The sequence below is a fragment of the Chthoniobacterales bacterium genome (genome assembly GCA_035274845.1).
Classification (GTDB): Bacteria; Verrucomicrobiota; Verrucomicrobiia; order Chthoniobacterales; family UBA10450; genus AV80.
Map to the genome: position 1 here is coordinate 306,092 of DATENU010000022.1, position 17,866 is coordinate 323,957.

A 17,866-nucleotide genomic window follows, 5' to 3' on the forward strand; every position below is an offset into this window, starting at 1 on the left:
ATTCAGTAATGGCCCGGTATTGACGAGGGCCACGTGGGTGAAGGCCTGGGAGAAATTACCGAGCTGGCGTTTGGCGCGCGGGATCGTATTCCTCGTCCATGCGGCGCATTGTTCCCGCCAACGAAGCCGAGCCGGCCTATCGAATCATCAAGCGCCTCGTGCAAAGCGTCTAACGGTTTCGACCAGTGGGACCGCTGCCTTCCGTAGGAAAAACCTTGCCCTCGGGCGTGGAATCACGATAGCCTGCGGCATGTCCTTCCCTCCCGTCGGGCTCGGCGTTTTCCTGACGTTTCTCGCCGGCCAGCTTGCGGTCGGACAAACCGTGGTGAATTCAACCTTCACGCCGCACGGCGTCGGGTACTATGGGGATCCAAATAACTGGTCGCCTCCAGAAGTCCCAAACAATACCGCGGAGAAAAGCTACAACATTACGATTCCACAGTCGGGCTTCCAGCTTCGGCTAAATGTTGATGCGACGGTGTCGAATGTCACCCTCGATTCCGCCACGATTCTCTCCGACGGCGAACGGCACACCCTTACCGTGACCGGCGCCACGACCGTAACGCACAGCTCCCCTCAGCAATTATGGGATTTTTTTCTGACCGCCCCAGATCCGGCCGGCTCGACGTTTGCCGCGGGTTCCTTGAGTACTTTCTCCGCAGGCTCGCTGACGGGTTGGTATTATCTTTCCAATTACACCCTGCAATTCAACGGCGCGCACGTTACCACCTTAAGCAACTCCGCCTACCTGGCCCTCGCCAGCCCCTTGACCCGGATCGTTGACGAATTCGGAAACGACGCCCTCCGCGACCTTGCTCATATCGACAGCACTTCGAGCCTGTCCATGGCCGGGCGTGAATTCTTCGTCACGGGGCCCTTCACCAATGAAGGCGAATTGTCGATCGGCGCTGGTTCCGACCGGGTCGGCCTTTTCAGTATCCCCGGCAATCTGACCAACTTCGACGGGACGACGCACACCCTGACCGGCGGAAGCTACTCCATCGTTGGAAACAGCTCCTATTCCGCCACTCTCCAGTTCGCCGGGGCCGATATCGTCAACAACGCAGCCACCCTCGGAATCCACGGGCCGCTCGCGAAGATCGTCGACCAGAACGGATCGGACGCCTTACGAAATTTTTCTCATAACACCGTGACGGGTGTCTTTAGTGTGAGCGGCCGTGATTATTCCATCCCAGGGAACTTTACCAATGACGGTATGCTCAGCCCCGGGAGGAGATTTACGGTAAAAGGATTGCTGACCAATTTCGACCCGGCCACCCGCACCCTTACTGGCGGCTCTTACCTGCTTGAAGGCAGCGCTCGTTTCGTTTTCAACGGCGCTGACATTACCGATAACGCCGCCTCAATCTATCTCTACCAGGGCGGGAAAATCTTGGATGAAAGCGGAAATGACGCGCTTCGCAATCTTGCCCACAACCGGAAGAGCGGTGAGTTCGCGATCATCTCCCAGACTTTCACCGCGGCCGCCGATTTCACGAACGCGGGAGTCGTCATCATGCAGGGCACCGGGGATATTGCCCGGGCGCACTTCATCCTTCCAGAAGGCCATCGCTATACTCAAACGGAAGGAGAGACCTCTCTTTTGGATGCAGATTTTACCGGCGAAATGGAGGTCCTGGGGGGCTCTTTTACGACAGCTGGCAACCCTTATTTCGGAAATCCTGCTTTTCTTGAGGGGGATCTTACGATTGATGACGCCCTTTTTGCCGCGCGCTCGTTCACCGTGCAGGGGACAGTCCATCTCTCTGCGAACTCGCGGCTCTTAACGAGACCGGAGCAGTATGGTGCTAATTTTAGAGTGAATGAAACGTTCACAGCCGCTGGCACTCTTCAGATTGCAGCGCCGGAATCGACACCATCGCCCACGGCGACCTATCGCGTAGTGGAGAGCGCTGGAGGGATCATTGGGGCGTTCAGTAATGCTCCCCATGGGAGGCGTATCCCAACCGTGGATGGTCGCGGGTCGTTCCTCGTCACTTACACGCCGAACTCCATTTTGCTTACTGGCTTTCAGGCCACCCCTGCCACGGGGCAGTTGCTGAACATCTCCACGCGGGTCCGGGTCGAAACGGGGGACAATGCTCTGATTGGTGGATTCATCATCACCGGCACGGAGCCAAAGAGAGTTATGGTGCGCGCGATCGGGCCGTCGCTCTCTTCCTTCTTTCCCGGAGCGCTCGCCGATCCCATTCTCGAGCTGCGTAATTCCGCCGGTGATCTGATTGCTTCGAACGATAACTGGCGGAGCAATCAAGAGGCGGAGATCATCGCGACCACGATTCCGCCGAGCCATAATTTGGAATCGGCCATTGTGGCCTATCTGCCCGCCCAAAACTCGGCCTATACCGCCATCGTTCGCGGGGTGAACAACGGGACCGGTATAGGATTGGTTGAGGTGTACGATCTGGCCCAGACGCTCGAGTCGAAGCCGGCCAATATTTCGACCCGCGGATTTGTCCAGACCGGGGACAACGTTTTGATCGGCGGCTTGATTGTTTGGGGGCAAGATCCGCTGAAGATAATCGTCCGGGCGACAGGGCCATCGTTGCCCGTGCCCCAACCCCTGGGAGATCCGACCTTAAGCCTGTATGACGGGAACGGCCTGTTGATTGCCTCCAATGACAATTGGCGGAGCAATCAGGAAGCCGACATCATCGCCACCGGCCTGGCGCCGAGTCACAATCTGGAATCGGCTATTGTGACCACCCTGCCAGCCAATGGCGGATCTTATACGGCAATTGTCCGGAGCAACAGCGGCGCGAGCGGTGTTGCCCTCGTTGAAGTTTACGACATCAACCGCTGATCGGCTTCGTTACCGGCGAAGATCGTAGAACTCGACTAACGCGACTCCGCTATTGTTCGGTTTTGCCCGGACGATCGCCGTGTAGCTCCCGCGGGGCAGCGAGAGGCGCAGCGCGGATTCTCTGTTGTTCTGCGGCAGAAGGCCGGTGGAATTGAGCTGCTGGGCATTAGCCAGGCAATCATCATTGAAGGCGAGCACGACACCGTTCGCGTCGCGCACCTCAAGGGTAGGATCGGCAAGTGGATTCGAAATACCGGAATATTGCAACGTCGGGCCGAGTGCGCGGGCGACGATCTCGGCGTTTGCCTGGCCGGAGCCGGCCACGATGATTCCACCGATGAGCACGTTGGTTGCGTCCACGAAACCGCGCGTACTGATATTCCCCAGTTTCGAGGTGGAGTTTTGCGTGAGGTCGTAAACCTCGACCAGCCCATGCCCGGCCAACCCGCTTTTTTCCCGGACCACCACCGTGTAAGTGCCGGGGGAGAGCGACATTCGCAAGGCCGCTTCCCGGTCGTCACTCGGCGCCAGACCAGTCGCCAAAATCGCCGCCTCGTTTTCCCGCCAGTTATCGTTGCTCGCGATGAGCGCGCCGCCGGCCGCATGCACTTCCAGGGTCGGATCGGCCAGGACTGGATTGAGGCCGAACTGGGCGAGAGATGGGCCAAGCCCGCGCAGCACGACTTCTTTCCCAACGCTCCCGGGAATGATAAATCCGCCGATCATGACCGACTCCTGGCCCGTCGGGTCGCCCTGGGTCGCCCGCAAAAAGACGCGCGACGAAATGTTGAGCAGTTGGGAGGGCGGGGGCTCGGCATGGTATTGAGTGACGGAAACCGAGTTGGAGCTGTAGAGCACGACGACCGACCCTTTCCCATCCACGGTCGGAATCCGCCCGCCATTCGGCGCGTTGGAGAAAACACCGGAGAGGGGCGTCGCACTTTTCAAGATGGTGAGGACTTGGGTGCTGGAAATGAAACGCTCGCTTGGGATATCGACCTCGAGCGTTCCGGCCAACTTCACCGTTCCATTGATGTCGTGGAGAGGCGGGTCGTAGGTTTCGAACTGATAGCGAACGCGCGACTCCGGCGTCAGCGTCAGATTGCCGTTCACGGTCGCCTGATAGGACAAGACGAACCTCGCATTCGTCACCATGACATTCCCCTGGATAAGGCCTCGGCCCGAGAAGGTGCCTCCGAGAAGATCTACCTGATCGGCGATCAACCATCCGTTATTGACTGTTTCGCCGGCGCTCTGGATGTAACGAAAACCGGCGGACACGATGAAGCGGCCTTCGTACAAGGTCCCGTGAAGAAAAAACTGGTAAGGCACCGTCTCGATGCGGCCTGCGTTCGTGAAATCCCCGGGCGCGTTGAAATGACGGGAATGGCCGACTACAAAATTTCCGCCACTGAGGTTATCGTTGAAATTCCGAAACGCGTCGTTGCCAGTCAAATCGGTGACCGTCGCCGTATTCGACAGCGTGATTGCCGAAGCGTTATGGACAACGTCGGCGCCGGCGAACTTTAACTGTGCATCCTTTGACAGGCTCCACGTCCCGCCGCTCAAGGTGTGCGTAGCCGGATCGAAATTCGAGAAACCTCCTGCAATGGTCATCACCGCTCCGAGAGAGAGCGAGATAGTCCCATCGTTCTGGAAAGGCTGGGTGATCGTGATCGCGCGCTGCCCCAGCCCAAAGGTCCCGCTGGAAAGAATGTGACCAAGGTTTCGCAAGCCATCATTCCCCATGAGATCGACGATCCCGGAAGTCGCGCCAGCCAGGCTGATCCAGCTGGCGAGGTTCACGATATCCGCTCCGTTAAAGCGCAACTCGACCGGCCCCGCGGGGGGATCCGCGGAGCCAATTGTAAACAGTCCGCCGGCGAGCGTCCGCGTGGCCGCGTCAAAGTTCACCAGACCCGCCGCCGCCGTAAAGCTCGAAGGCGTGAAGCTCTGCGCCACGTTGAGTTGACCATCATTAAAAAACGGCGCGCCAGTCACAAACGCGTGATCGCTAATGAAGAGCGTGGCTGTCTTATCCAACCAGGCGAAATCTCGAAACGCGTCGTTCCCTGCTTCATCAACCACCTTCGCGGAAGCTCCGGAGAGAGAGAAGTAGGAATCAGTCAGGCGCTCGATGTTGGCGCCATTGAATTGAAAGGTAGCCGCCCCTTGGTCGGCTGCGATGTCACAGGAGCCGCTGAGGGTATTGTTCGCGAAGCGCGAGAACGTACCGGCATTGAACAGGGCCGGGCTGCCCGGCGTGGAAATAATCCGAATGTCACCTGCCGCCGTTTGATTCGAGGTGGTGCCATTCACGTTCAAGGCGTGACCTGACACCTCGATCCGAGCAAAAAAGCCGGTAAGGTTCAGGTTCGAAATCGTCGCATCCGTATCGAGCTCGACCCAAAAACCATCTCCAATCGTGACATTGTAGAGCGTCGTCCCGTTGTTGTTCGGAACCTGCGCCGGAGACCAATTGCTCGGATCGCTGTAGAAGGAGGGCCCGAAGAGATTCAGAAACGTGGAATTCACCACGGTTTGAGCGGTGCAGAGGCTCGTGCCGAAAACGAAACAAATAACCGGGACGCTGCGCCTCCAAGGGAACACGGGTCGAGTATCCCGCTCTCTAGTTTTTATGTAAAGAACTAACCATCTTTGGGCGCTCGGCCCTTTGCCGATAATGCAAGGCTCGCGAGCCGCCGGAGAGTAGGTTCGCGGTATTGACCAGGGCGACATGAGTGAACGCCTGGGGAAAATTTCCGAGCTGGCGTTTGGCGTGCGGATCGTATTCCTCGGAGAGAAGGCCGACGTCGTTACGCAATTCGAGCAGGCGCTCGAACAATTCGGTCGCTTCCGCCGTTCGCCCGAGCAAATGCAGGCAATCGGCCAGCCAGAATGAACACGGCAGGAAGACCCCTTCGCCGCCGGGCAACCCGTCCACGTCATTGATCTCAGCGCGATACCGCAGGACAAAGCCGTTCCACATCAGCTCGCGCCGGATCGCTTCGATGGTGTTGACGACCCGTTCGTCGTCGAGCGGGAGAAATCCCGTGAGCGGCATCATCAACAGGCTCGCGTCCAGCTCATCCGAGCCATAGAACTGGGTGAACGCTTTCTTCTTCGCGTTGTAACCGAGCTCGCACACCTGGGCGTGAATCTCGTCGCGAATTTTCTGCCAGCGCTCCAGGTTTTCTCCCGCCGCGCAACTGCAATCCTTGACCAGCTTCACCGCGCGATCGAACGCCAGCCAGGCCATCATTTTCGAATGGGTGAATTGCTGCGGCCCGCCGCGCACCTCCCAAATGCCTTCGTCCGGGTCCTGCCATTTCGTTTCGAGAAACTTCATCAGCTCCACCTGCATCCGCCATTCCACGTCATTCGTCTCGATCCCGGCCCGATGGGCGACATACATCGCGGCCAGGACTTCGCCGTAAACGTCGAGCTGGAACTGGTTCGACGCCGCGTTTCCAATCCGGACCGGCTTCGAATTCTCGTAACCGGCCAGCCACGGAACTTCGTACTCCTCGAGCCGGCGCTCTCCCATCACACCGTACATAATCTGCATCTGCGATGCGCTCCCGGCGATGGCTCGCAGGAGCCATTCCCGCCAGGCCCGCGCTTCGTCGAGATAACCGGAGGTCATCAGCGCGTAAAGGGTCAGGGTCGCGTCCCGCAGCCAGCAATACCGGTAATCCCAATTGCGCACCCCGCCGATTTCTTCCGGCAACGACGTCGTCGCGGCCGCCACAATCCCGCCGGTCGGCGCGTAGGTAAGTCCCTTCAGGGTGATGAGGGAGCGAACAACCGCCTCCTGCCATTTCCCGTGCGGCTGGCATTTGCCCGACCATTCCTTCCAATACGCAATCGTATCGCGCAGGGCGTGCTCGTGGTTGATCCGGCGCGGCGCCTCCTCGTGCGAGGCAAACCAGGTCAGGACGAATGGCACCCGTTCGCCCTTCGCGACTGTAAACTCGGCCACCGTCGTCAGGTCTTCGCCGCGCGTCTCAACCGGCGTCCGAAGAACGAGCGCGTCCGGCCCGGCGATCGCTTCCAGCGCGCCGTCGCGTTTTCGCACCCAGGGAACGATCCGGCCGTAATCGAAGCGGATGACCAGCTCCATCTTTAGCTCCACCTCGCCGCGCACTCCCTCGATGATCCGGACGATATCGGGGTCTTTTCCCCGCGGCGGCATGAAATCGATCAGTCGGACCGCGCCTTTCGCAGTCTCGATTTCAGTTTCGAGAATCAACGTGCCGTCGCGATAACATCGACGTGTGGCAGTCACTTCTTCCTTCGGCGAAAACAACCATCGCCCATTTTTTCGGTCGCCCAACAAAGCCGCAAAACAGGCGCCCGAATCAAAGCGAGGAAAACAGAGCCAGTCGACCGAACCGTCCCGCCCAACCAGGGCACCGGTCTGGGTGTCGCTCAAGAAGGCGTAATCTTCGATTTTCATCGTGGAACGTGGCCAGGCTTCAAGGAGCGGCGGTTTGAAACCGCCGTCTTCCTAGGAGGGACGCTTTCCAAAACGCCCTTCGTCCGGTGTAGCGACGCCGCTCTGTCGGCGTATTGAGCGCCGATCTCAAAAGCCGCTTTATACGGCGACAGAGCGCCGTCACTACAGTAACCGGCGGTTTCAAACCGCCGCTCCTTGTTTCATCCATTCGCGCTGTCATCTTGTTCGAAATGTCTGACGGCAACCTCATCGACCTCAGCCACACGGTCGAGCACGGGATGGTAACTTATAAAGGCCTCCCTGCCCCGATCGTTTGCGATTATCTCAGCCGCGAAGCGTCCCGGACCCGTTACGCCGCCGGGACCGAATTCCAGATCGGCAAGATCGAGATGGTCGCGAACACGGGGACCTATCTCGATAGTCCCTTCCATCGCTACCCGGACGGCGACGATCTCTCGCAGCTCAAACTCGAAACGCTCGCGAACCTCGATTGCGTCGTTGCGCGTGCAACCCTGCGGCAAAGTCGCGCGATCAATTCGCTGCCGATCGAACTGGCCGCGGTCCGCGGCAAAGCCCTCCTCGTACACACCGGCTGGGATGTTCACTGGCGGACCGATCAGTATTTCGAGGGTCACCCTCACCTGACAGGAGAGTTAGCGGAGTCTCTCGTGAAAGCCGGCGTCGCTCTGGTCGGAATCGATTCGTTCAACATCGATTCGACCGATGACGGAACACGGCCGGTCCATTCCTCTTTGCTGGGTGCCGGCATTCCGATTGTCGAGCATATGTGCAATCTCGAGAAAATTCCCGATCGCGGCGCGCGCTTCTTCGCCGTGCCGGTGAAGGTTAAAGGTATGGGAACCTTTCCCGTCCGTGCCTTCGCGAAATTGTAGCTTCCTTTCGTCCTCGTCCTCGTCCTCGTGCTCGTGCTCGTGCTCGATTCTGGCTCCTCTCGATCACGAGCAGGAGCACGAGAACGATTACGAATCGGAGCCAGCCAATCTCGCAATCCCATCCCTCGTTAGCCGGAACACCGTCCACTCATCCATCGGCTGCGCGCCGAGCTTGCGATAAAATTGGATCGCGGGCTCGTTCCAATCGAGGACTGCCCATTCCATTCGGCCGCAGCCCCGCTCCTTCGCGACTTGCGCGAGGCGTTCCAGCAAGGCGCGACCATAGCCTTTTCCGCGTTTTTCCGGCCTGACAAACAGATCTTCCAGGTAAAGCCCAGGCCGCCCGAGCCAGGTCGAAAAATTATGGAAATAGACTGCGAAGCCGACCGGCTCTTGCTCCTCCAGCGCGAGCAACACCTCCGCGGACGGCTTTGCGCCAAAAAGAACTTCGCGCAATCCCGCTTCCGTGGCGACCACCGCATCCGGCTCGCGCTCGTACTCCGCCAGTTCCCGGATCAAACTGAGAATGATCGGCAAGTCGGCATCCGTGGTCGTTCGAATTTTGAATGTTGCCATAGCGTTGGACCAGAAGTTGCCTCAAGGAGCGGCGATTTGAAATCGCCGTTTTCGTTCGGCGGCGATTTCAAATCGCCGTTCCTTGACGCTTATCGCGATGCTGAGATCAACCTGTAGATCGTAAACTCAGGCGTTTGCTCGACCAGCGTCGCGTTCGTAGCGAGGTGCTGGGCGAACTCCGGATAATACTCGAGCCACCACTGGGTGCCGGCGTAAAAGACCAGGTGGGTCGCGCCGCGGGCCCGGAGTTTTTCCAGGTTCGCAATGATCTGTGCGCTATCGAGCGGGTTGCCGTCGTAAACGCCGTCTCCCAGGAAATGCCAGCCTTTGCGATGCGCATAATAGAAAACCGTCGGGTCGCCATCGGTCGCCGCGATGATCAAGGCGCTAGGGGTGGTGGCTTCGTTGAGTTCAAGACCGAGATCGCGAAGCGCCGCGGAAGCGGACCGATAAAACGGTTTCGCGCAGAGGTACGAAGAAACGGAAAACGAAATGACAAGCATCAGGGCAGCCGCCCAACGCAGGACGCGGGGGACTTGCGCGCGTCCGCCCACCCAGGCGCAGAAGCATCCCGCGAAGACAGCCGCGATCGGGACCAGCGGCAGCTGATACCATTGGTGGCGGTTCCCGTAGCCGGCGACGATAACAAACAGCGTCATCGCCGCGAGCCACCAATGAAAGAACCGGGTGTGTTTGCCGCGCGGCGCGATCAGCGCGCCAAAAATCGCGAGCGTGAAAAGAACCAGCGTCAGGCTCGAAAACGCGGTTTGCCGAAGGATCCCCCAATACCAGGCGAAGTTCATGATTTGAATCCCGCCCGCCCCGAAGAAGTGATGCGGATAAAAACGCTCCGCGATCCGATGCGCATGCCAGTACCAAATCGCCGCCGGGACCAGTGCGACCGCCGCGAAGAGCCAAAGCTCCCGGCGAATGAAAATGTCTTTCCAAGGAGCGGCGCTTTCCAAACCGCCGTCTTCGTTTTCAAGAGCGTCTCGCTCTTCACTTCCAGGATAAATGGGCGGTTTGGAAAGCGCCCCTCCTTGGTTTCGACACAACGCCAGATAAAACAGCGGCGCGCCGATGATCGCCATCGGCAGCTTGACCAGCAACGCGAGCGAAACCAAAACCGCCGAGGATATGAGCCACTTCAAGCGCTCTTCCTCAATCCACCGCAGAAAAAAATAACTGCCCGCGATCGTGAGACTGAGCGACGGCACGTCCGGCATGAACGCGCGGCTCGCGGCGATGCTCAGGGGCGCGAAGGCATAGAAAAAAGTCGCCCAAATCGCCGCGAATTCGCCAAAAATCCGGCGGACCAGCAGAAAGAAAAATGGGAGCGACGCAATGAAAAAGAGGACGCCCTGGATCCGCCCGATCCATTCCTGGACACCCGCGCTCCGGTAAGAGAACGCCGCCAGGAATGGCAGAATCGGAAACTCGGTCCCCACGTATCCGCGCTCGTTGCCCGCCCAATCGATTTGGGGACGCGTGAAATGGAAACCGTTCTCGAAATAATTCCGGGCGATCGCGGCGACATCGCTTTGCCGCCAGCTCCAGGGATCGATGAACGGCTGGTCGAGCCCGATCATGCGCACCCCGAGAGCCGCCACCACGATCGAAATTAGGAGAAATCGGGACACAATAACGGATGTTCCAAACTGCAGCGCTTTAGTCGCCCCGCTCGGTCGAGGCGTCTCTTTTTCGCACCATACGGCGACCCAGCGCCGTCGCTGCAGTTTGCATCGCGTCTTGACAAACTGCCCGGTTAAAGTCAATCGAGTACAGGCGGTTCGTTCGATTCCGGGATGAAGACAATTGTTACTTTTGCCGTTGTCGCCCTCGCCTTCGCGGGCGTGGCGCCGGCCCGCGCCGCGGAGGAGCCGCAACTCGTCCAGGTGGTCGATTTTTCCAAGCTCCTCCCTCTTCTGCCAAACGCCCCGGCCGATTGGACGGCAGACAAGGCCGAAGGCTCCACCGAAGACATCGGCGGCAACAAGATCACCAGTGTTCATCGCGACTACAAAAAAGGCGATGGCGACACCGCGCCCACGACCTCGATCAGCATTCTCGATTCGGCGGCGAACCCGGATTACGTCTCGTCCACGACGGCCGCCTGGAGCATGAGCACTTCCACCCCGGAGGGCTACACCAAGACCCTGACCATCGAAGACATGCCCGGCTTTGAAACCTTTGAAAATGAAGGCAAACACGGCACGCTCTGGCTGATGGTCGCCAAGCGCTACGTCCTCACCATCGAGACCCAAAACCAGGAGTCGAAAGAACTCCAGGAATGGCTCAAGCGGATCGACGTGAAGAAGCTGGCGGAAGTGAAGTAAAGCAGTTGTGTCATCCCCAAGGAGGGGCGCTTTCCCACCCCCCCATCCCCTCTGCCGGTCCCGCAGTTGCGGGATAAACCGCCGGCACTTGGGCTCCAATTTTCTCGCCGCTCCCGCCTGGCCAGCTACCATTGTCGCGCCTCCATGAAGCCATTTCTTCCTTGTCTGGCTACGCTGCTGTTTGTCTTCCCGGTGTCGCTAACCGCGCACCGCGACCTCGCCGGCGACGTCTTTCCAATTGTGAAAGTGGAGAATGGAAATTTCGCGATCTATTTCTACAACAATGCGCGTCCAAGTGTTGACGACAACGATATTCAGGGGAAGAACAGGCCGGTCTTTCGCATCGTCTATTCTCCAGGCGGAGAACTACTCGGACCTCGCGCGCGCTCAGATAAATTCACAGCGGAAGCGTTGTCGAATGGAAGTTCCATGGTTTACGACAAGACGATCCGGGTCGGAGATGAGACCGTCTTCTTCGAGAACGACCTGCTCCGGGCGAAACCATCCTATTCCTTCGAGAAAAATGGGGTGCGACAGCATCGACGGCTGCCCTGGCCGGAGAAGGTGGAGATCGATTATGTGGCCGACGCGCTGGTGGACGAAAGGTCGCTGGCTCTGTCCGTCGCCCTCGAGAAAGGCAAGCTGGCCGTATATCATTTCGATCGCACGAAATTCGAGATGCCGGCCTCTGTGGTGATTGGCGAGCCAACGTTTATCTACGACTTTCCCCGCGCCTCGAACCTTGTCCGGGTGGAGGACCGTTATTGGCTCGGCTGGATTCGCTACAACCGCGAGAAAGATAAATTGGAAACCATCCTGAGCGATTGGAAGCCCGGCGAAGAGAAGGCGCACGACACCCTCGTGGACTTACCCACCACCTGGAATACCGAGATTTCCCTGGCAGCGATTGGAAACGATTTGTGCCTCGCCTACGCCGGGCCCCCCGCCGATGCGTCCGCAGCCCAGAGCCGGATCGTAACGCTATTTCGCAAGACCACCGAGCTGACCACCGCTCATTAGATAATGCTTACGGTGCCTTCTCACCGGCCAGCAGCTCGATGCTTTCGGGATCTCCGCTTAGTCGCGCCAGCTCAAGCGGCGTATTTCCCTGTTTGTCCCGCACTTCCACGGCCGCTCCGCCCGCCAGCAGCTCCCTGATCGCCGTGGGACACGGCTTCTTCGCCGCGAAATGCAGCGCCGTCATACCCGTCGTCGGCTGGGCCTCAGTCGTCTTTGCCCCCTTGCAAATCAAACGCGCACACAGCCCGGGCTGGCAGCCGTTGACCGCGTTAATCAGGACGCTCTTCCCCTCCTGATCGTGAACGTCGATCTTCGCCCCCACGCCAATCAAAAACTCGGACGCAGCTTTCTTGCCTTCCGAGGAGGCAAGCATCAGCGCGGTGGCCCCGTATCGATCCGGCTTATCGACGGCTGCCCCGTGCTGGACCAGCATTTCTGCGATCTCGACGTTGTCGTTCAGCGCGGCGGTCATTAGCGCCGTCCGGCCATCGATATCGACGGCGTCCAGGGGCGGCTTGGATCTCATTAGCAACTCAAAGAGGTCCTTTCGATCTTGCGAGATAACGAAGCTCAACACGGGTGCCCCGGACCGGGTCCGGCCCGCGACCCTGGCGCCTTTGTCGAGCAACGCCCGAACGATTTCGTCCCGGCCATTTTCGACCGCACGGCTAAGCGCCGTATAACGAGGCGATTCGTTGTGCGTATCGTCCCCCCGTGAGATACCGCCATAGCTGCTCTTCACCTCGCGATTTAAGTCGACCTTCGTGTTATCGAGGAGAAAGCGAACCACGCTTAGGCGGCCCTCCTCAGCGGCATGTTGCAACGCTTCGTTGAGCAGGACCTTCAAGACCGGTGCATTGCGGCTCCTCGTAATCAGAACTTTGATCATATCGACATTGGCGGTCACGCCGGCGGAGGTAAAAGCGCTGTCGAAATCCTCGCTGTGCGCCGTGGGATCCATTCCGTTATCGATCAGCCAGGACAAAACTTCGGGATGTCCGGAGCGGATCGCCCGCTTAAGCCTGTTGAAGTCGTTCCTCCGATTCTTTCCGCCAGCGTTCGCGAAGATCTGGCAAAGCTTCAAATCGCCGTTGCGGATCGCAAAATCGAGCGGCGTGGGATAAGGCGCATCGTTCGTCGGTCCGCCAAATCGCGACGGATCCTCGCGGTTCACATCGGCTCCGCGGGCCACCAACAACTCGGCGACGTCGGCATGCTGGTTCTCGGCGGCCCAGAGCAGCGGAGTGCGTTGCAAATTGTCGATGGCGTCGACTTCCGCGCCCTTCTCCAGAAAAATCTGCGCTATCTCGCGGCGTCCATACTCGGCGGCAAGGTGCAACGGAGTCGCGCCAAAAATCGGCGTCTTCAGATCGGCACCGTTGCCGGCCAGGGTTCGAACCTGCTCGATGTCATTGTCGATAATGGCCTGCGTCAGCTGCTGCCTACTTTGCGGTCCGGCCGTGCCGTTTTTCAAACCAGTTGCCAGAAGCGCCGCAAAGATGATCAGCTTTCTCATTTCACGGCCGAACGTTTCTCCAGTTTATCCGCCACCGGTCCGTAACCAATGGCTCGCGCCCAATCGGCCGCCGTTCGGCCGTTGTTATCTTTTTCCGAAATGTCGGCGCCACGACCGAGAAGCAGGTCGACCGTTCTGCTCGCGTTCGCCGAAGCGGCCCACATGAGACACGTGCGGCCATCGGCGGAGCGAGCGCGAATATCAGCGCCCCGTTTCAGGATGGCGTCCAGCGCCTCCGGGATGTTCGACGCCGCCGCCCACATCGCCAGACTCATTCCCTTCGCATCGCGGCGGTCGATCTCCAGGGTCTTCACGGCCAGGTCCTGAATGATTTCGGCGTAGGCCGCAGAAGTAATGTCCTGCCGATTGAAACTCGACGCGACCAGGAACAACGGCGTTTCCCCTTTCCCATTCACGACGTCAACGGTGGCGCCGTTCTGCAACAGGATCGCGCAGGCCGGTCGATCCATCGCTTTCGCCGCCAACAGCAACGGCGTGTCACCGTCATTGTTCGGAGTGTTTACGCCAGCAGCGACGAGCAGCTTTATTTTTTCGATCCTCTCGTCCGGTGCGTGGAGCACCCAGTGCAGCGGCGTATCGCCCTTATTATCTTTGCTGCGCGGATCGAGGCCTCTATCGATCAGCAGCCTGACCATTGCGGCGTAGCCTAATTCAGCCGCAAAAAAAAGCGCCGATCGCCCCTCTTTGGTCAAACCCTTCAAATCCGCTCCCTTTCCCTCAAGAATTGAGATGAGCTCGAGTTGATTTCGGCGATCTGTCGTTTGCTTAGGCTCGGTCCAGTCATCTCCCTTGTGACCGGCCGCGAAATGCACCGCGGTCATGCCATCCTTCATCCGGGCCTTACCGTCGGCGCCGCGGTCAATCAACGCGCGCGCGATCTCGAAGGCACCTTTTTCTGCCGCTCGCATCAGCGGAGTGAATCCCTCATGCGTAGCAAGGTTCACATCAGCGCCGTGCTCGATCAGGTAAGCATCGATCTTTTCGGTTTGACCGATGGCCAGGAGCAAGGCCGTGCTGCCGTTCGAATCCTGGGCGTCGAGGTCGGCGCCGGCTTCGACCAAAACTTTCACGATGGGCAGCCCCTCGTAGTTGTGATAGCCCGCGACGATCAGGGCGGTTTTGCCATCTGCGTCCCGGCCGTTTACGTCCGCGCCTGCGCGAAGCAAGACCTGAATCGCGTTGATGTTTCGGATTGGCACCGCGCGGTGTAACAAGCGGCCTCCGTCGCTGGTCTCCTGATTCGGATCCGCACCGAGCCTGAGAAGCATTTCGATATCGGCCGGCGGCGTGCCGCTGCTCCACATCAGGCGCTCAAGAGCAGTCATTTTTTGACTGCTCCTCGAATCGATCGACAGGCCATGCGCGAGCAGGAGCCGGAGAATCTTCTCGTATTTTGCATGAGCAGCAAAGACCAGGACGGGATCGTGGTTTTCGGTTTCCAAAGAAGGATCGGCGCCATGCTCGAGAAGCAGCTTTGCCACTTCGAACCGCCCTTCGCTCACCGCTGCCAGAAGCGGCGTGTAGTTCAACCACGTTCCGGGAACTCTGGCATTCGGATCGGCCCCCTGTTTCAACAGTTTTTCCGCGGCTTTCGCATCGCCTTTTTCTGCCGCCGTCATCAGAAACCGGTCTAGTTCCTGTTTTGTCACGGCCGGGAGCCCGGGCGCTAATCCCAGGAACAGGAGCGCAACGAATACGCTCCTCCAATTGCTACCCGCGTGAGATTTTGATACCGAAAAATCTGGCTCGTCCCCCGGGGCCACATACAGTTCATCCGATTTATGCCTGAGGAAAGCGAGCGGAAAACTTTAGAGCAACGAGCGCAGATGACGGACATCGAGCGACTGCGGCATTCTGCTGCCCACGTCCTGGCGACTGCCATTCTCAAGATCTGGCCGGAAGCGCAGTTCGCCGCGGGGCCGCCGGTCGAGAACGGTTTTTATTACGACCTCGAATTGGACCACCGCATTTCGCCCGAGGATTTCGAGAAGATCGAGGCGGAGATGAAGAAAGAGGTGAAGGCGAACCACACCTTTGAGCGGGTCGCCGTCTCGCGCGACGAAGCCCTCTCCATGGCCCAACGCGGCCTCCTCGGCGCGCTCACCGAGAGATCTTCTCCGAGCAAGTTCAAGCTCGATATCATCCAGAACATTCCCGAGGGCGAAGAAATCTCGCTGTATCGTAACGGCGAGTTCACCGATCTCTGCGCCGGCCCGCACGTCATGCGCACGGGCAACATCGGCGCGTTCAAGCTCACCAACGTCGCCAGCGCCTATTACAAAGGCGACGAAAAGAACCCGCAGCTCCAGCGCATCTACGGCACCGCTTTCAAGAACAAGACCCAGCTCGACGAATACTTCGCCATGCTCGAGGAAGCGAAGAAGCGCGACCATCGCAAGCTCGGCAAGGAACTCGAGCTTTTCACCTTCGACGACGATGTCGGCCCCGGCCTCCCCCTCTGGCTTCCGCGTGGTGCCGCCATTATCGAGGAACTGGAGAAGCTCGGAAAGGAAACCGAGTTTGCCGCTGGTTATCAGCGCGTTCGCTCAACGAATCTGGCGCGCGAAAGCTTGTACATTAAGAGTGGCCACCTTCCCTATTACAAAGAATCGATGTTTCCTCCGATGGAGCTGCATGATGTCTCGGGTAGGGTGGGCGTCTCGCCCGCCGGTTCGGGCATCTTGCCCGAACGCACTTCCTCCGCCGCTTCCTACACGCGTCGCCGTCGCCTCCCCCATTTCGAACAACCCTGGGCGATCTACGCGATCACTTTTACTACGCGTGATCATCGTCCCCTCTCCCCGCCCTCGCGCACCGCCGTCCTCGACGCCCTCCGTCACTTTCACGACAAACGTTACACTCTCATCGCCGCCGCGGTCATGCCCGATCACGTCCATCTTCTCTTGCAGCCTTGGATCAAGGAACAGGATGCGGCTGGCCAAAATGTCTTCTGGTCGTTAGGCGAACTGATGCATTCGATCAAATCTTTCACGGCTAAAGAAATCAATCGAATCGAAGGCACCACGGGCGAGGTTTGGCAACAGGAACGTTTCGACCGTTACGTGCGCGGCGACCGAGATCTGGAGGAGAAATTTCATTACATCGTGGCGAATCCGGAACGCGCGGGATTGTTGGATCCGGAGAAAGGATATCCGTGGATCTGGACGCCCGATGATGAAGTTCACTCAGGCAAGATGCCCGAGTCGGCGGGCGAGACGCCCACCCTACCCGAGACAGTGACACCGCGCGTGGACCGGTATTACCTGAAAGCGATGAACTGCCCGCATCATCACAAGATGTTTGCGGCGCTGCCGAAAAGTTACCGCGACCTGCCGCTGCGGTTCGCGGAGTACGGCACCTGTCATCGCTACGAGCAGAGCGGCGAACTGTTCGGACTCATGCGAGTCCGCTCGCTCCAGATGAACGACGCCCACATCTATTGCACACCCGAGCAGTTCGAGGCGGAGTTCAATGCCGTGAACCAGATGTATCTGAAGTATTTCAAGCTCTTCGGCATCGAGAAATACGTCATGCGTTTCTCGACCCACGACCCGGCCAAGCTGGGCCAGAAATTCGTCGACGAACCGGAGCTTTGGCTGCAAACCGAGGAGATGGTGCGCGGCGTCCTCCAGCGGTCCGGGATTAACTACGTCGAAGTGCCCAACGAGGCCGCCTTTTACGGACCGAAGATCGATGTCCAGGTCTGGAGCGCAATCGGCCGCGAATTCACCATCGCGACCAACCAGGTCGATTTCGCCCAGCCAAAACGTTTCAATCTCACCTACAAAACACGCGAGAACACCGACGCGATGCCGCTCTGCATCCATCGCGCCCCGCTCGGCACCCACGAACGTTTCATCGGCTTCCTCATCGAACATTACGCCGGCAACTTTCCGCTCTGGCTTTCCCCCGAGCAAGTCCGCATCCTCCCGATTGGCGATGAGGCACCGCTCGTCGACTACGCCCGCTCGATTCACGACGAGCTCCGGTCCCATCAAGTCCGCGCGGAGCTCGATGCCAGCAGCGACCACATCAAAGCCAAGATCGCAAGCGCCGAACAAATGAAAGTCCACACCATGCTCGTCATCGGCAACCGCGACCTGGAAGCCGGCGCTGTCAGCATCCGTATTCACGGCAAAGGAAACCTCGGAGCCCAGCCAAGGGCGGAAGTCATTGCCGATATTCTTCAGTCAATCAGAGAGCGCCGAGCTTAGCAAAGGA

General features: G+C 58.9%; 11 protein-coding genes. 5 read left to right on the forward strand and 6 right to left on the reverse strand.

From position 1 onward, the window contains the following. Nucleotides 1-250: 250 nt before the first annotated feature. Complete coding sequence (locus VJU77_17440; GenBank protein ID HKP05137.1) at nt 251-2,824, forward strand: hypothetical protein; 2,574 nt, start codon at nt 251-253, stop codon at nt 2,822-2,824. Between the two features lie 9 nt (nt 2,825-2,833). On the opposite strand, the gene VJU77_17445 is transcribed toward VJU77_17440, so the two are convergent. Both VJU77_17445 and VJU77_17450 read right to left on the reverse strand, forming a co-directional pair. Then, nucleotides 2,834-5,359 carry a hypothetical protein gene (locus VJU77_17445; GenBank protein ID HKP05138.1) on the reverse strand — a complete coding sequence of 842 codons (2,526 nt, stop codon included), beginning with the start codon at nt 5,357-5,359 and terminating at the stop codon, nt 2,834-2,836. Nucleotides 5,360-5,453: 94 nt separating this feature from the next. Then, nucleotides 5,454-7,283 carry a glycoside hydrolase family 15 protein gene (locus VJU77_17450; GenBank protein ID HKP05139.1) on the reverse strand — a complete coding sequence of 610 codons (1,830 nt, stop codon included), beginning with the start codon at nt 7,281-7,283 and terminating at the stop codon, nt 5,454-5,456. A 230-nt stretch (nt 7,284-7,513) separates the two neighbouring features. Between VJU77_17450 and VJU77_17455 the strand changes: the two genes are divergently transcribed. Beyond that, a complete protein-coding gene (locus VJU77_17455) occupies nt 7,514-8,176 on the forward strand; it encodes a cyclase family protein (GenBank protein ID HKP05140.1) in 663 nt (220 codons plus the stop codon). An 87-nt stretch (nt 8,177-8,263) separates the two neighbouring features. Here the strand turns inward: VJU77_17455 and VJU77_17460 are convergent, their stop codons facing one another. Both VJU77_17460 and VJU77_17465 read right to left on the reverse strand, forming a co-directional pair. Further along, complete coding sequence (locus VJU77_17460; protein HKP05141.1) at nt 8,264-8,752, reverse strand: GNAT family N-acetyltransferase; 489 nt, start codon at nt 8,750-8,752, stop codon at nt 8,264-8,266. Nucleotides 8,753-8,841: 89 nt separating this feature from the next. Continuing rightward, a complete protein-coding gene (locus VJU77_17465; GenBank protein HKP05142.1) occupies nt 8,842-10,392 on the reverse strand; it encodes a glycosyltransferase family 39 protein in 1,551 nt (516 codons plus the stop codon). A 165-nt stretch (nt 10,393-10,557) separates the two neighbouring features. On the opposite strand from VJU77_17465, the gene VJU77_17470 reads away from it, so the two are divergent. Further along, the gene (locus VJU77_17470) at nt 10,558-11,088 is read left to right on the forward strand and encodes a hypothetical protein (protein ID HKP05143.1); all 531 of its coding nucleotides are present in this window, start codon (nt 10,558-10,560) and stop codon (nt 11,086-11,088) included. A gap of 144 nt (nt 11,089-11,232) precedes the next feature. Beyond that, nucleotides 11,233-12,108 (forward strand): hypothetical protein, encoded by an 876-nt coding sequence (locus VJU77_17475; GenBank protein HKP05144.1) that lies wholly within the window; start codon nt 11,233-11,235, stop codon nt 12,106-12,108. 7 nt (nt 12,109-12,115) lie between these two features. On the opposite strand, the gene VJU77_17480 is transcribed toward VJU77_17475, so the two are convergent. Next, complete coding sequence (locus VJU77_17480; GenBank protein ID HKP05145.1) at nt 12,116-13,624, reverse strand: ankyrin repeat domain-containing protein; 1,509 nt, start codon at nt 13,622-13,624, stop codon at nt 12,116-12,118. Beyond that, a complete protein-coding gene (locus VJU77_17485; protein HKP05146.1) occupies nt 13,621-15,264 on the reverse strand; it encodes an ankyrin repeat domain-containing protein in 1,644 nt (547 codons plus the stop codon). Before VJU77_17485 ends, VJU77_17480 begins: the two co-directional genes overlap by 4 nt. Before the next feature lie 162 nt (nt 15,265-15,426). On the opposite strand from VJU77_17485, the gene VJU77_17490 reads away from it, so the two are divergent. Next, nucleotides 15,427-17,859, forward strand: a complete 2,433-nt coding sequence (locus VJU77_17490) for an aminoacyl--tRNA ligase-related protein (protein ID HKP05147.1) — start codon at nt 15,427-15,429, stop codon at nt 17,857-17,859. Nucleotides 17,860-17,866: the final 7 nt, after the last annotated feature.